The sequence below is a fragment of the Citrobacter sp. R56 genome (genome assembly GCF_016811995.1).
GTDB lineage: Bacteria > Pseudomonadota > Gammaproteobacteria > Enterobacterales > Enterobacteriaceae > Citrobacter_D > Citrobacter_D enshiensis.
On sequence record NZ_CP069159.1, the window covers coordinates 3,135,044 to 3,150,156 of the forward strand.

Here is a 15,113-nt window from a genome sequence, read left to right on the forward strand (position 1 = left end):
CACCGTAGCTACAACGGCGTCAAACTCCCCTCGAAACTACCGACTTTTCTAACAACCAGTTGCGGAAGGCCTGCAAATGGCGGGATTCCGCTTTTTCTTCACGCCAGGTCATGATGAAACGGTTCCCCGTTCGCATCGGCACATCACAAGGAATGACCATCTCGCCATTATCGAGGTCGCGCTGAATGGCAAAGCGCGGGAGTAGCGCAACACCAAGATTAGAGCGCACCGCGGCGATCAGCATCGACAATAAATCAAAACGTGGACCTTTGTTCACCTGTGCGTTGCTGACATCAGACAGTGCAAACCACTCCTGCCAGCCTTTGATGCGCGTACTTTGGTGCAATAAGGGAAACTCATTAAGCAGGTCGTTCACCGACACTTTTTGGCCTGGCTCCATGAGCAAATGTCGGCTACACACCGGCAAAATTTCCTCTTCAAAAAGATACTCTACCGCAGACCACGGCGAGCAAAAGTCTTCCCGCATGATGGCGGCGTCATACTCGCGGTTGAGAAAATCACCAATATTTGCCAAAGAGTGAATATTTACGATGATATCAGGATTAAGCTTATTGAACTCACGCAAATTCGGGATCAGCCAATGCGTGCTAAATGTCGGGTTTACCGCTAACTCGATAACTTGTACGGTCGGCTGCCAGGTCATTATTGTTGTCGTATCGCGTTCCAGTTTGTTCAGCGTTTCTTTTACGATACTTAAATAGTGTTTACCCGCTGCATTTAAAAAAATACGCTTTTTAGCGTGATTAAAAAGTGAGGTGTTGAGAAAATCCTCCAGTGCGTTCACTTGTCGAAACACGGCGCTCTGGGTTAATGCCAACTCTTCTGCTGCCCGGGTATAACTTTCATGACGTGCCACCACTTCAAAAGTCACCAGTAGCTCAGTTTTCGGTATTTTTCCTCTCATAACGTCTTCCATATGCAGCGTGCAAAAAAAGTTTAAGTTATTAAAACAATGTAATCGCTCCAGATTAATCCCGAGAGTTATATTTTATTTCCATCATTGTTGTCTTTGATCCATTCCATGATTTACTCACACAAATAGCGAATAAATATTCACCAATAATACTCAAGCATACCCATAAACACAATTTAAATGCGGTTAATTCCAGGCAAATAGTGCCAATAACTTCTTAATAATTTTTCAAGACAACTTGTTTATTGAAGAAAAAACTTTGCGAGTTTAATCAATATTATCTCCGCATTAATTCAGGAAAATTGGGCACTATGACTTACAGGCAAACGGCGACTTTTTATCATTCTGCCATTTTAGTCTCCGCCATTTTCTACGTTAGACGTGATAAAGGACACAGTGTGAAAACTTCCGGAAAAGTTTGGCTCGTTGGGGCTGGCCCTGGTGATATATCGTTGCTTACCCTCAAAGCGATGCAGTGCATTCAACACGCCGATGTGGTGATCTACGATCGACTGGTTAACCCCAAAATACTGGAATGGGTCTCTCCTGACTGCCTGCTGATAAATGTCGGCAAAAATCCAGGCTTCCATTGCGTTCCACAGCATGAAATCAATGCACTGCTTGTCCAGCACGCTGAAACACATGAAAACATTGTCCGTCTTAAGGGCGGCGATCCTTACGTCTTTGGTCGCGGCGCCGAAGAGGTTGAATGTCTGGTCGATGCTGGCATTCCTTTTGAAGTCGTCCCCGGCATCAGCTCGGCGATTGGGGGGCTTGCCTGCGCCGGTATTCCAGTCACGCATCGTGACATGGCTTCCGGTTTTCATGTTGTGACCGGCCACACCCGTGAAGGTAATCAACAGCAAGACTGGCGGCAGCTTGCCAAACTCAACGGAACGTTGGTCATCGTTATGGGCATTGCCAATTTGCCGTTTATTTGTGAAGAATTACTTATGGGTGGCAAATCCCCGGAGACGCCAGCCGCCATTGTGATGTCGGCGACAAGAGAGAATCAGCGTCGGTTAACCTGCACACTGGGTACGTTGCTTAACAAAGCACAGGAGGCCAATATTGTTCCCCCTGCGCTGATCGTGATTGGCGATGTCGTCACGCTGAGCGATCGATTATCGTTCATTCCCAACAACGTTAAACTGCCGAAAAATCTCTATTGAGAAAACTGCTCGTAACGAAAAGATTGCGGTGAACGTTGATGTACAGCCCGGAAAACACGACAAAAGTAACTGGTTTGCGCGTATTGAAGTTTCCGGGCAATGCTCTCAATTGAATGGCCAGGGTCGCGAAGCAGTTCACTGGCGCGCTGCATTTTCTTCTGATTAACCCAGGTTTTGAAATTAACCCCCTGCTGCTTCTTAAAAAAGCGACTAAAATAATTTGCGCTTAAGCAGACCTGGGAAGCCACAGACTCTAACGTCAGCTCACCATAGAGATTTTCATCAATATAACGCAACGCCGCCGCCAGTTTCCTTTCATGACGTGAAAGCTCAGAGTAAGAAAAAGGAGATTCGCCACAGTGTGATTCGAGAGTCGATGAATATTTACTTTCTGTTAAAGTAATATTATTAACAATGAAATTAAGTAAATTCGCTGATGCAACCAGGTGATTATTATCCATAATAGCAACCTGCCGCCAGGCCTCATTTATTTCAGCATTTTGCGCCCACAACCTTTCATCCTGAATGACAATTGTTTTATATTCCTGAAATTTCGCCCGTACCTGCCCACAAATGATAAAGCCGAGCAAGCTCCCTTCACGAATGAGCGGCATCGAAAATAAGCTCAATCCCGCGTGGCAGCTGAGTATTTTTGGCTTTGATTCCTTAAGCCCTTCATAGGCGCAATATTTTTCGCACTGCTGGCAACCTACCCGGTATTGCTCATGGGCGCGCATCAACGAACAAAAGGAATTAAAATGATGACAACTTGAAAGCGCATTGCCGTGTATATCAACGACCACAGCAGCCAGCCCAGTTGCACTGGAGAAGACATCAGCGAGTGAGTAAAAACGATCTAAGTATTCATCCTGATTATGCACAGTCATGCATTTCCCCAATAGTTATTCTCTGTAAGTGGGTAATATGCAGAATTTGGCGTAATGAAAAAATGATGCTAACCGCAAAAAAATATCTCGTTTACTCAGGAAATTATGATTAAAACGCAAGAAGTTCAATAAAGAAAAAGAACAAAAAAGGCCATCATCAGATGGCCAACCATGTCGAAACGGACCAACCCTTCGCCATTCACCTACGGGAAATGAATGGCTTGGGTTGTTTTACTCTTTTAATACTTTACTTAATAACGCTTTTCAGTGCTTCGCCGATATCGGCCAGGCTACGAACGGTTTTCACGCCTGCCGCTTCCAGAGCCGCGAACTTCTCGTCCGCCGTTCCTTTACCGCCCGCGATGATCGCGCCTGCGTGACCCATACGTTTGCCTTTCGGCGCGGTCACACCGGCAATGTAGCCGACAACCGGTTTGGTCACATGATCTTTAATGTACGCTGCGGCTTCTTCTTCCGCGCTACCACCGATTTCACCGATCATCACGATCGCTTCCGTCTGCGGATCTTCCTGGAACAGTTTCAGGATGTCGATAAAGTTAGAGCCAGGGATCGGGTCGCCGCCAATGCCCACACAGGTGGACTGACCGAAACCGTAGTCAGTGGTCTGCTTAACGGCTTCATAAGTCAGCGTACCGGAACGGGAAACGATACCCACTTTACCCGGCTTGTGAATGTGACCCGGCATGATGCCGATTTTGCATTCGCCCGGCGTGATAACACCTGGGCAGTTCGGACCAATCATGCGTACGCCAGCTTCATCAAGCTTCACTTTTACCGTCAGCATGTCCAGTGTCGGGATGCCTTCAGTGATGGTGATTACCAGTTTGATGCCTGCGTCGATCGCTTCCAGAATGGAGTCTTTGCAGAACGGCGCCGGAACGTAGATAACCGATGCGGTTGCACCTGTCGCTTCTACGGCTTCACGCACGGTGTTAAAGACCGGCAGTCCCAGATGTTCAGTACCGCCTTTACCTGGCGTAACGCCGCCAACCATCTGCGTACCGTAAGCAATTGCCTGCTCAGAGTGGAAAGTCCCCTGGCTACCGGTAAAGCCCTGACAGATAACCTTGGTGTTTTTATCGATTAAAACAGACATTATTTCCCCTCCACTGCGGCAACAACCTGCTGAGCTGCATCCGTCAGACTTTTCGCTGCAATAATATTCAGGCCGCTGTCAGCCAGTTTCTTCGCGCCGAGTTCGGCGTTGTTACCTTCCAGACGAACGACAACCGGAACGTTTACACCCACTTCCGCCACTGCACCGATGATGCCGTCAGCGATCAGGTCGCAGCGCACGATACCACCGAAGATGTTAACCAGAACGGCTTTTACATTGTCGTCGGAAAGGATGATTTTGAACGCTTCGGTCACGCGCTCTTTGGTTGCGCCGCCGCCAACATCAAGGAAGTTAGCCGGTTCACCGCCGTGCAGTTTCACGATGTCCATGGTGCCCATTGCCAGGCCCGCACCGTTCACCATGCAACCGATGTTGCCGTCCAGCGCAACGTAGTTCAGTTCCCACTGTGCCGCCTGCGCTTCACGTGGGTCTTCCTGAGACTGGTCGCGCATTTCGCGCAGGTCAGCCTGGCGGAACAGTGCGTTACCGTCAGCGCCCAGTTTGCCATCGAGGCAGATCAGATCGCCCTGCTTAGTGATAACCAGCGGGTTGATTTCGATCAGCGCCAGATCGCGCTCCAGGAAGATGGTCGCCAGACCCATGAAGATTTTGGTGAACTGCTGAACCTGTTTACCTTCCAGACCCAGTTTGAACGCCAGCTCACGTCCCTGATACGGCATTGGGCCTGCCAGCGGATCCAGTGCCACTTTGTGAATCAGGTGCGGGGTTTCTTCCGCCACTTTTTCGATTTCCACGCCGCCTTCGGTAGAGGCCATGAAGACCACGCGACGGGAGCTACGGTCAACAACCGCGCCCAGATAGAGTTCTTTATCAATATCAGTAGCTGCTTCAACCAGAATCTGGTTAACCGGCTGACCGTGCGCATCCGTTTGGTAGGTCACCAGACGTTTACCCAACCAGTGCTCAGCAAAAGCGCGAATTTCTTCTTTGCTCTTAACCACTTTCACACCGCCCGCTTTACCGCGGCCGCCAGCGTGAACCTGACATTTGACTACCCACGGACCCGCACCGATTTTAGAAGCGGCTTCTTCTGCTTCACGCGGAGTAGTACAGGCATAACCCACCGGCGCCGGTAAGCCATAGCGGGCAAAAAGTTGTTTTGCCTGATATTCATGTAAGTTCATGTGTTCTGTCCATCCTTCAGTAATCGTTATCTTTAAACCCGTAGACCAGAGCGGTATCTTTGCCGGATGGCGCTACGCTTATCCGGCCTACGGGGCAGGTGATACTCTTGTTTACTATACGTCCAGCAGCAGACGTGTCGGATCTTCCAGCAGCTCTTTAATGGCCACCAGGAAGCCTACTGACTCGCGACCATCGATCAGACGGTGGTCGTAAGACAGCGCAAGGTACATCATCGGCAGGATCTCAACCTTACCATCGACAGCCATCGGTCTGTCTTTGATTGCGTGCATGCCCAGGATTGCGCTCTGCGGTGGGTTGATGATCGGCGTAGACATCAGGGAACCGAACACACCGCCGTTGGTGATGGTGAAGTTACCGCCGGTCAGATCTTCAACGGTCAGTTTGCCGTCGCGACCTTTCACTGCCAGTTCTTTAATTTTCTTCTCAACGTCAGCCATACCGAGGGCATCGACATCACGCAGCACCGGTGTTACCAGACCGCGCGGCGTAGATACTGCCATGCTGACATCGAAGTAGTTGTGGTACACCACATCATCGCCATCAATAGAGGCGTTGACTTCCGGATAACGTTTCAGCGCTTCAACCACCGCTTTCACGTAGAAAGACATAAAGCCCAGACGGATACCGTGACGTTTTTCGAACGCGTCGCCGTACTGCTTACGCAGATCCATAATCGGCTTCATGTTGACTTCGTTGAAGGTCGTCAGCATAGCGGTCGAGTTTTTCGCTTCCAGCAGACGCTCGGCCACGCGCTTGCGCAGACGGGTCATTGGAACACGTTTTTCGCTACGCGCACCAAGAGCCGGTTGTGCAGCAGGGGCCGCAACTGGCGCTTTAGACTCGGCTTTTGCAGGCGCTTTCGCCAGATGCTTTTCAACATCTTCACGGGTGATACGACCGCCGACGCCGGTGCCTTTAATGGCGCTGGCTTCGAGGTTGTGCTCACCGAGCAGGCGACGGATCGCCGGGCTCAGCGCATCATTGTTTTGCTCAGACAGAGAAGCCTGCTGACGCTGCGCCGGGGTTGACGCTTGCTCATCAGACTTGGCGTTGGTTTCTTTCCCTGCGCTGTTGCCTTCACGCAGGCGACCCAGGATCTGGCGAGAAGTCACGGTGGTGCCTTCATCTTCCAGTACTGCATCCAGAATGCCGTCCGCCGATGCCGGTACTTCCAGTACCACTTTGTCAGTTTCGATTTCTACCAGCACTTCGTCGCGAACAACCGCGTCGCCTGGTTTTTTATGCCAGGTTGCAACGGTCGCGTCTGCTACAGACTCAGGCAGGTCGGGAACAAGAATATCTACGCTACTCATTTTGTATCCTTTAATTAATCGACGTTCAGCGCGTCATTGACCAGATCTTGTTGTTGCTTCTGGTGAACGGACATATACCCTACCGCCGGAGAGGCGGAGGCCGGGCGACCTGCATAACGCAGAGCAGACCCAAATGGAATCACTTCACGGAAATGATGCTGGCTGCAATACCATGCGCCCTGGTTGAGCGGCTCTTCCTGGCACCAGACAAAATCATGTACGTGAGCGTACTGTTTTAATACTTCCTGCATCGCCTGATGCGGGAAAGGATAGAGTTGTTCGATGCGCACAATGGCCACATCTTTCTGGTTGTTCTTGCGACGCTGTTCCAGCAGATCGTAATAAACCTTACCAGAACACATCACCACGCGCTTCACGCCTTGCGGATCGAGGTCATCAACTTCGCCGATAGCCGGCATGAAGGTGCCATTTGCCAGTTCATCAAGTGAAGAGACGGCCAGCGGGTGACGCAGCAGCGACTTCGGCGACATCACCACCAGCGGACGGCGCATACCGCGCAGCGCCTGACGACGCAACATGTGGTACACCTGAGCCGGGGTGGACGGGACGCAAACCTGCATGTTCTGCTCAGCGCAGAGTTGCAGATAACGTTCCAGACGCGCGGAGGAGTGCTCCGGACCCTGACCTTCGTAACCGTGCGGCAGGAGCATGACCAGACCACACATACGTCCCCACTTCTGCTCACCGGAGGAGATGAACTGGTCGATAACCACCTGCGCGCCGTTGGCGAAGTCGCCGAATTGCGCTTCCCAGATAGTCAGCGTACGGGGTTCTGCTGTGGCATAACCGTATTCAAATGCCAGTACCGCTTCTTCAGAGAGCACGGAGTCCCAGACACGGAAAGTGCCCTGGCCGTTATGCACGTGCTGCAACGGGGTATAGGTGGAACCATTGGACTGGTTATGAATCACCGCGTGACGGTGGAAGAACGTACCACGGCCCGCATCTTCACCGGACAGACGCACCGGGATACCTTCATCGACCAGCGTCGCGTACGCCAGCGTTTCCGCGCCGCCCCAGTCGAACAGTTTCTCGCCTGACGCCATCGCCTGACGGTCACCGTAAATTTTGGCTACGCGAGACTGCATCTCAACCGCTTCCGGCACGGTGCTGATACGTTTGGCCAGTTCCTGCAGGCGCTTCATTTCAACCGTATCCGGGTATTTTTCATCCCATTCATGATTGAGGTACGGCGACCAGGTAAAGGAGTGCATATTCATCGGACGCCACTCTTTCACCACACATTCGCCAGCATCCAGCGCGTCGCGGTACAGATTGACCATTTCGGTGGAGTCTTCCTGCGAAGCGACTTTATCCTGCTCGAGTTTGTCGGCGTAGATTTTACGCGGCGTCGGATGTTTTTTGATTTTCTGATACATCAATGGCTGAGTTGCACTCGGCTCATCGGCTTCGTTATGGCCGTGACGACGGTAGCAGAACAGGTCGATGAAGACATCGCGTTTAAAGGTGTTACGGAAGTCCAGCGCCAGACGGGTCACAAACGCGACCGCTTCCGGGTCATCCGCGTTAACGTGGAAGATCGGCGCCTGTACCATTTTACCGATGTCGGTGCAGTACGGGGTAGAACGCGCATCCAGCGGGTTAGAGGTGGTGAAGCCCACCTGGTTGTTGATAACGATGCGAACGGTACCGCCCACTTCGTAACCCCGCGCTTTCGACATGTTCAGAGTTTCCTGAACCACGCCCTGCCCTGTCACTGCCGCGTCACCGTGAATGGTGATTGGCAGAACTTTATTGCTGCTCGGCTCGTCCAGACGATCCAAACGCGCACGCACGGAACCGATAACCACCGGGCTGACGATTTCCAGGTGCGACGGGTTAAACGCCAGCGCCAGGTGAACCAGACCGCCTTCGGTTTCGATATCAGACGAGAAGCCCATGTGGTACTTCACGTCACCGGTGCCGAGATGTTCTTTGTGTTTGCCCGCAAATTCGTCGAACAGATCCTGCGGTTTTTTACCCAGAACGTTAACCAGCACGTTCAGACGACCACGGTGCGCCATACCCAGCACCACTTCACGGGTGCCGCTGTTACCCGCATGACGGATCATCTCTTTGAGCATAGGAATTAACGCATCGCCGCCTTCCAGCGAGAAGCGTTTCGCCCCCGGGAATTTCGCGCCCAGATAACGTTCAAGACCTTCCGCTGCGGTCAGTTCGCTCAGGAAGCGTTTCTTCTCTTCAGTGCTAAATGCCGCACGACCCGATTCGATACGCTGTTGCAGCCAACGTTTCTCTTCGGTACTGGTGATGTGCATATACTCGGCGCCAATCGGGCCGCAATAGGTCTGTTTGAGCGCGGAAAGCAGCTCGCCCAGCTTCATTGTTTCTTTGCCGCCAGCAAAAGAACCTACGTTAAAGCTTTCCTGGAAATCGGCCTCAGTCAGGTCGTGGAAAGAAGGATCCAGATCTGCCACGTTTTCTTGCTTCCACAGTCCCAGCGGGTCGAGGTTTGCATGCTGGTGACCGCGGAAACGATAAGCGTTGATAAGCTGCAGGACTTTAACCTGCTTAGCATTGGTGTCAGGGTCGGAAATCGTAGAAGAGTAACGTGAGGCATCCTTCGCCAGACGACGGAAATAATCACGCGTTGTTGAATGGAATTGATCCGGTTTGACTCCGGTGCCAGGTAACTGCTGGAACATAGAACGCCAGTTGGCGTCTACTGAGTCAGGATCGGTTAAGAAGTCTTCATAGAGCTGTTCTATCCAGCTCTGGTTTGCGCCAGAGAGGTAAGAAGAGTCCAACCAGGCTTTCATTGCGCCGTTCTGCATCGTGATCCCTTAAGCATTCTGTATGCTTATTTCGCCGTGGATACTAACCACGCACAACCGGTGTGCGTGCCGGGGTTCACTTGTTGCGGACTGTCGTGTGATCTGCGTCCGCTAAGGAACCTTTAAAAACTGTCTAATAATCGTCGCTGTTCAGGCTGCGACTGCGTTGCAACCGTCCCTCACACCGGTCACATAGTTAACTATGCTCCCGGTGATTCGTTCCGTTCGCGCCTTGTCTCGCGCTGAACATCTCGATTATTGCTATCAATCTGGCAGTTTTTAGAGGTTTCCTGCACTTACTTGCCTGATGTCGCTGCGCTTATCAGGCCTACGGGAGAATGCCCTGTAGGCCGGATAAGACGTCAGTCGCCATCCGGCGTTGACTACTTACGCACTGCGATTCAGCAACATCGATTTAATATGACCAATAGCGCGCGTCGGGTTAAGCCCTTTCGGACAGACACTGACGCAGTTCATGATGCTGTGGCAGCGGAATACACTGAAAGCATCACTCAACCCTTCCAGACGGCTATCGGTTTCAGTATCGCGGCTGTCGATCAGGAAGCGATACGCAGCAAGCAGACCCGCCGGGCCGATAAATTTGTCCGGATTCCACCAGAATGACGGGCAGGATGTTGAGCAGCATGCACACAGAATGCACTCGTACAACCCATCCAGTTTTTCACGCTGCTCAGGCATCTGTAAATGCTCACGAGCGGGTGGATTTTGCCCATTATTCAATAGGTAAGGTTTAATCTTCTCATATTGGGCATAGAATTGCCCCATGTCTACCACCAAATCGCGAACAACCGGTAAGCCAGGCAGGGGACGGATCACAATTTTCTTACCCGGCTGGTGTAACGCCGAAATCGGGGTGATACAGGCCAGACCATTTTTACCGTTCATGTTCAAACCATCGGAGCCACACACCCCTTCACGGCATGAGCGACGGAACGACAAACTTGGGTCTTTTTCTTTCAGCTGGATTAAGGCATCCAGCAGCATCATGTCACGCCCTTCTTCGCCTTCCAGGGTGTAATCCTGCATGCGCGGAGCGTCATCAACATCCGGGTTATAGCGATAAATCGAAAACTCGAGTTTCATTGTCCTGTCTCCGCATTAGTAAGTACGAATCTTCGGCGGGAATGCCGGGCGCAGTTTCGGTTCCATATTGACCTGACGTCGCGTCATGGATTCCGTCTCTGGCAGATACAGGGAATGGCACAGCCAGTTTTCATCATCACGTTCCGGGAAGTCGAAGCGGCTATGCGCGCCACGGCTTTCAGTACGGAAGTTGGCGGATACTGCGGTTGCGTAAGCGGTTTCCATCAGGTTATCCAGCTCCAGGCACTCGACGCGCTGGGTATTGAACTCGCTGGAGGTGTCATCCAGGCGCGCATTTTTCAGACGCTCGCGGATCGCTTTCAACTGCTCAAGCCCTTTCGCCATCGCATCACCTTCGCGGAATACCGAGAAGTTATGCTGCATACATTCCTGCAAGGCTTTACGGATAACCACCGGATCTTCGCCGTCACGGTTGCCGTTCCAGCGGTTCAGACGTTCCAGAGAAGCGTCGATTTCCTCTTCGGTCGCATCCAGCAGGGCACCCTGCTCCGCGATGGATTCTTGCAGATGCAGGCCAACCGCACGGCCAAATACCACCAGGTCGAGCAGCGAGTTGCCGCCCAGACGGTTGGCGCCGTGAACCGATACGCAGGCGATTTCGCCCACCGCAAACAGCCCAGGGATCACCACGTCTTCGCCCTGCGCGTTCACGGTCAGCGCCTGACCGGTCACTTTGGTCGGGATACCGCCCATCATATAGTGGCAGGTTGGGATGACCGGAATCGGCTCTTTCACCGGGTCAACGTGTGCGAAGGTACGGGACAGCTCAAGAATGCCCGGCAGACGGGATTCGAGAACGTCTTTACCCAGATGGTCGAGTTTCAATTTAGCATGCGGGCCCCACGGGCCGTCACAGCCGCGCCCTTCACGGATTTCAATCATGATGGAACGCGCCACCACGTCACGACCCGCCAGGTCTTTCGCATTCGGGGCATAACGCTCCATGAAGCGCTCGCCGTGTTTGTTAAGCAGATAACCACCTTCACCACGGCAGCCTTCTGTCACCAGAACGCCCGCACCGGCGATACCGGTTGGGTGGAACTGCCACATTTCCATATCCTGCACCGGTACACCGGCACGGATAGCCATACCGACGCCGTCACCGGTGTTGATATGCGCGTTAGTGGTGGACTGATAGATACGGCCTGCGCCGCCGGTCGCCAGCACAGTGGCGTTAGCTTTGAAGTAAACCACTTCACCGGTTTCGATACACAGCGCGGTACAACCGACCACGGCGCCATCGGCGTTTTTCACCAGATCCAGCGCGTACCACTCAGAGAAAATGGTGGTGTGGTTTTTCAGGTTCTGCTGATACAGCGTGTGCAGCAGTGCGTGACCGGTACGGTCAGCCGCCGCTGCGGTACGTGCCGCCTGCTCGCCGCCGAAGTTTTTCGACTGGCCGCCAAACGGACGTTGATAAATAGTGCCATTATCGAGACGAGAGAACGGAAGCCCCATGTGGTCCAGCTCCAGAATCGCTTCCGGGCCGGTCTTACACATATATTCAATCGCGTCCTGGTCGCCAATATAGTCCGACCCTTTTACGGTGTCGTACATGTGCCATTCCCAGTTATCTTCATGGGTATTACCGAGCGCAACGGTAATGCCACCCTGCGCAGACACGGTATGGGAACGGGTTGGGAAGACTTTAGACAGCAGCGCACAGGTCTGGCCGCTTTGGGAAATTTGCAGCGCCGCACGCATACCTGCGCCGCCTGCGCCAATCACTACAGCATCAAATTCTCTTACTGGCAGTTTCATTACACACCCCACACCACAACAAATCCATAAATGACGTAAACCACCAGCGCAACAACAATAACCAGTTGCAGCACAAGGCGCACAGCCAGCGGTTTAACGTAGTCGGTCAACACCTGCCACATGCCGATCCAGGCATGGATTAAGATGGAAAACAGAGCCAGCAGGGTGAAGACTTTGGTGAATGCCGATGAGAAGAAACCCGTCCAGATTTCCCAGGTCAGCTCGCCGCTTGTGGCGAAAAAGCCGACCATATAGATGATGTATAACGTCAGAACGATAGCGGTAGCACGGACCAGAATGAAGTCATGTACGCCGTTGCGTCCCAATGCGGAGGCGTTGCTTACCATACGAGGACTCCTGCGAGAAGTGAAAGCACGACAGTGATAACAAAAGAGATTTTGGCGGAGCGTTTACCCGCTTCGAATGTTTCTTCCAGATAGCCAAAATCCATCATCATGTGACGAACACCGACCACGACGTGATACGCCAGCGCGGTGAGAATGCCCCACATAATAAATTTAACGAAGAAGCTTCCCATGATGGCGGACGCCTGCTGGAATCCTTCAGGGGAAGAGAGGCTGGTACCCAATAACCACAACAGGATCCCGACCGCCACAAAGGTGATCACTCCGGAAACGCGATGGAGAATGGACGCTATCGCCGTGATTGGGAAGCGGATCGTTTGCAGATCCAAATTGACAGGTCTTTGTTTTTTCACATTTCTTATCATGAATAACGCCCACATGCTGTTCTTATTATTCCCTTTGGACTTCGGGTACAGAGAGGATCCTGTAGCCTGGAAGACGGCGGGATTTCCTTACTCCGGTCTGCGTGCGGGTCAGACAGCGTCCTTATCTATAACTGTGCGTCATGTAAAACACTGCTTCCAGATGCTAAATCGACACGTTACAACGCTGGGTGGCTCGGGATTGCAGGGTATTCCGGAGACCTGGCGGCAGTATAGGACGTTCACAAAATCATTACAATTAACCTACATATAGTTTGTCGGGTTTTATCCCGAACAGTGACATAGGTCACGATACCAACATTTATTTAATTTTTAATCATCTGATTTGACAACCATTAAACAAAGTTGTTACAAACGACACCAGAAAAAGCATATAATGCGTAAAAGTTATGGGGTCACTCTTTCACCTGACATTAAGTTATGTAACAGTGTATAGGTATTGACCGATTCCTTCAGGACAGTTATTAGTGATAAACAGGTTTAATAATTCGGATTGCTAAGTACTTGATTTGCTGCTTATTCGCCATGAATTAACCGTTTTACCTGCAAGCGCCCATAGCTCTGTACCCAGGTCTTCCCCCCTCTTTCCAGAGCGGCGAGCCAAATAACAAACTGGTAACGGTTCATTGATGTACGAAGGCAAATGTGAGTTCCGGCAGTCTTAAGCAATAAGGCGCTAAGGAGACCGTAAATGGCTGATACAAAAGCAAAGCTCACCCTAAATGGTGATGCAGCTATTGAACTGGATGTGCTGAAGGGCACGCTAGGTCAAGACGTTATTGATATTCGTAGCCTTGGTTCAAAAGGTATGTTCACTTTTGACCCAGGTTTTACCTCTACCGCATCCTGCGAATCCAAAATTACGTTCATCGACGGCGATGAAGGTATTTTGCTGCATCGCGGCTTCCCGATCGATCAGTTGGCGACCGAGTCCAACTATCTGGAAGTGTGTTATATCCTGCTGTACGGCGAGAAGCCGAGCCAGGAAGAGTACGACGAGTTCAGAACTACTGTTACCCGCCATACGATGATCCACGAGCAAATTACTCGCCTGTTCCACGCCTTCCGTCGCGATTCTCATCCGATGGCCGTTATGTGTGGGATCACCGGTGCGCTGGCGGCGTTTTATCACGACTCTCTGGACGTGAATAACCCGCGCCACCGTGAGATTGCTGCCTTCCGTCTGCTGTCCAAAATGCCGACCATGGCGGCAATGTGTTACAAATATTCTATCGGCCAGCCGTTCGTTTATCCGCGCAACGACCTCTCCTATGCCGGTAATTTCCTGAACATGATGTTCTCTACGCCGTGTGAAAACTATGAAGTGAACCCGGTGCTGGAACGTGCGATGGACCGTATCCTGATCCTGCACGCCGATCACGAACAGAACGCGTCAACCTCTACCGTGCGTACTGCCGGTTCTTCTGGCGCTAACCCATTTGCCTGCATCGCGGCCGGTATCGCCTCCCTGTGGGGACCGGCGCACGGCGGCGCGAACGAAGCGGCGCTGAAAATGCTGGAAGAAATCAGCTCTGTTCAACACATACCGGAATTTGTTCGCCGCGCGAAAGACAAGAACGACTCTTTCCGCCTGATGGGCTTCGGTCACCGTGTTTACAAAAACTACGATCCGCGTGCGACCGTGATGCGCGAAACCTGCCACGAAGTACTTAAAGAGCTGGGCACCAAAGATGACCTGCTGGAAGTGGCGATGGAGCTGGAACACATTGCACTGAACGACCCGTACTTCATCGAGAAGAAACTCTACCCGAACGTAGACTTCTACTCCGGCATCATTCTGAAAGCGATGGGCATTCCGTCCTCCATGTTTACCGTTATCTTCGCGATGGCGCGTACCGTGGGCTGGATTGCGCACTGGAACGAAATGCACACCGACGGCATGAAAATTGCGCGTCCTCGTCAGCTGTACACCGGCTACGAACAGCGCGATTTTAAATCCGCGATCAAGCGTTAATTTTCGCGCTCAACAAAACGCGCCTACGGGCGCGTTTTTTTATGTCTTCACCGCCCTGCCCCCGCGTTTTTATTAAT

General features: G+C 52.0%; 12 protein-coding genes. 2 read left to right on the forward strand and 10 right to left on the reverse strand.

Annotated elements, in window-relative coordinates; all coding sequences use genetic code 11:
* Window positions 1-19 precede the first annotated feature (19 nt).
* Window positions 20-925: a LysR substrate-binding domain-containing protein gene (locus tag JM656_RS14900; protein WP_203358457.1), complete on the reverse strand. Its 906-nt coding sequence runs from the start codon at window positions 923-925 to the stop codon at window positions 20-22.
* Window positions 926-1,332: 407 nt separating this feature from the next.
* Here JM656_RS14900 and cobA point away from each other — a divergent pair, with 407 nt between their 5' ends.
* Window positions 1,333-2,106: a uroporphyrinogen-III C-methyltransferase gene (gene cobA / locus JM656_RS14905; protein WP_203358458.1), complete on the forward strand. Its 774-nt coding sequence runs from the start codon at window positions 1,333-1,335 to the stop codon at window positions 2,104-2,106.
* On the opposite strand, the gene JM656_RS14910 is transcribed toward cobA, so the two are convergent.
* From JM656_RS14910 to sdhC, 9 genes are all read right to left on the reverse strand, one after another.
* A complete protein-coding gene (locus JM656_RS14910; protein ID WP_203358459.1) occupies window positions 2,100-2,993 on the reverse strand; it encodes a PocR ligand-binding domain-containing protein in 894 nt (297 codons plus the stop codon). The genes cobA and JM656_RS14910 overlap by 7 nt on opposite strands.
* Window positions 2,994-3,240: 247 nt before the next feature.
* On the reverse strand, window positions 3,241-4,110 hold the full coding sequence (sucD, locus tag JM656_RS14915) for a succinate--CoA ligase subunit alpha (protein WP_203358460.1): 870 nt from the start codon (window positions 4,108-4,110) through the stop codon (window positions 3,241-3,243).
* On the reverse strand, window positions 4,110-5,276 hold the full coding sequence (sucC, locus tag JM656_RS14920) for an ADP-forming succinate--CoA ligase subunit beta (protein WP_162382511.1): 1,167 nt from the start codon (window positions 5,274-5,276) through the stop codon (window positions 4,110-4,112). The genes sucD and sucC overlap by 1 nt, the downstream gene beginning before the upstream one ends.
* 114 nt (window positions 5,277-5,390) lie before the next feature.
* Window positions 5,391-6,611 (reverse strand): 2-oxoglutarate dehydrogenase complex dihydrolipoyllysine-residue succinyltransferase, encoded by a 1,221-nt coding sequence (odhB, locus tag JM656_RS14925; RefSeq protein WP_203358461.1) that lies wholly within the window; start codon window positions 6,609-6,611, stop codon window positions 5,391-5,393.
* 14 nt (window positions 6,612-6,625) lie between these two features.
* Window positions 6,626-9,427: a 2-oxoglutarate dehydrogenase E1 component gene (sucA, locus tag JM656_RS14930; protein ID WP_203358462.1), complete on the reverse strand. Its 2,802-nt coding sequence runs from the start codon at window positions 9,425-9,427 to the stop codon at window positions 6,626-6,628.
* A gap of 387 nt (window positions 9,428-9,814) precedes the next feature.
* On the reverse strand, window positions 9,815-10,531 hold the full coding sequence (gene sdhB, locus JM656_RS14935) for a succinate dehydrogenase iron-sulfur subunit SdhB (protein ID WP_203358463.1): 717 nt from the start codon (window positions 10,529-10,531) through the stop codon (window positions 9,815-9,817).
* A gap of 15 nt (window positions 10,532-10,546) precedes the next feature.
* Complete coding sequence (gene sdhA / locus JM656_RS14940) at window positions 10,547-12,313, reverse strand: succinate dehydrogenase flavoprotein subunit (RefSeq protein WP_203358464.1); 1,767 nt, start codon at window positions 12,311-12,313, stop codon at window positions 10,547-10,549.
* A complete protein-coding gene (sdhD, locus tag JM656_RS14945; protein ID WP_192611584.1) occupies window positions 12,313-12,660 on the reverse strand; it encodes a succinate dehydrogenase membrane anchor subunit in 348 nt (115 codons plus the stop codon). The genes sdhA and sdhD overlap by 1 nt, the downstream gene beginning before the upstream one ends.
* Window positions 12,654-13,058: a succinate dehydrogenase cytochrome b556 subunit gene (gene sdhC / locus JM656_RS14950; RefSeq protein WP_043001371.1), complete on the reverse strand. Its 405-nt coding sequence runs from the start codon at window positions 13,056-13,058 to the stop codon at window positions 12,654-12,656. The genes sdhD and sdhC overlap by 7 nt, the downstream gene beginning before the upstream one ends.
* 694 nt (window positions 13,059-13,752) lie before the next feature.
* Here sdhC and JM656_RS14955 point away from each other — a divergent pair.
* Entirely contained in the window at window positions 13,753-15,036 is a 1,284-nt protein-coding gene (locus JM656_RS14955) for a citrate synthase (RefSeq protein ID WP_203358465.1), read from the forward strand.
* Window positions 15,037-15,113: the final 77 nt, after the last annotated feature.

Coding starts and splice junctions, on each gene's coding strand:
- JM656_RS14955 (WP_203358465.1), top strand. CDS start 13,753: ATGGCTGATACAAAAGCAAAGCTCACCCTAAATGGTGATGCAGCTATT.
- JM656_RS14900 (WP_203358457.1), bottom strand. CDS start 925: ATGAGAGGAAAAATACCGAAAACTGAGCTACTGGTGACTTTTGAAGTG.
- sdhC (WP_043001371.1), bottom strand. CDS start 13,058: ATGTGGGCGTTATTCATGATAAGAAATGTGAAAAAACAAAGACCTGTC.
- sdhB (WP_203358463.1), bottom strand. CDS start 10,531: ATGAAACTCGAGTTTTCGATTTATCGCTATAACCCGGATGTTGATGAC.
- sucA (WP_203358462.1), bottom strand. CDS start 9,427: ATGCAGAACGGCGCAATGAAAGCCTGGTTGGACTCTTCTTACCTCTCT.
- JM656_RS14910 (WP_203358459.1), bottom strand. CDS start 2,993: ATGACTGTGCATAATCAGGATGAATACTTAGATCGTTTTTACTCACTC.
- sucC (WP_162382511.1), bottom strand. CDS start 5,276: ATGAACTTACATGAATATCAGGCAAAACAACTTTTTGCCCGCTATGGC.
- odhB (WP_203358461.1), bottom strand. CDS start 6,611: ATGAGTAGCGTAGATATTCTTGTTCCCGACCTGCCTGAGTCTGTAGCA.
- sucD (WP_203358460.1), bottom strand. CDS start 4,110: ATGTCTGTTTTAATCGATAAAAACACCAAGGTTATCTGTCAGGGCTTT.
- sdhD (WP_192611584.1), bottom strand. CDS start 12,660: ATGGTAAGCAACGCCTCCGCATTGGGACGCAACGGCGTACATGACTTC.
- sdhA (WP_203358464.1), bottom strand. CDS start 12,313: ATGAAACTGCCAGTAAGAGAATTTGATGCTGTAGTGATTGGCGCAGGC.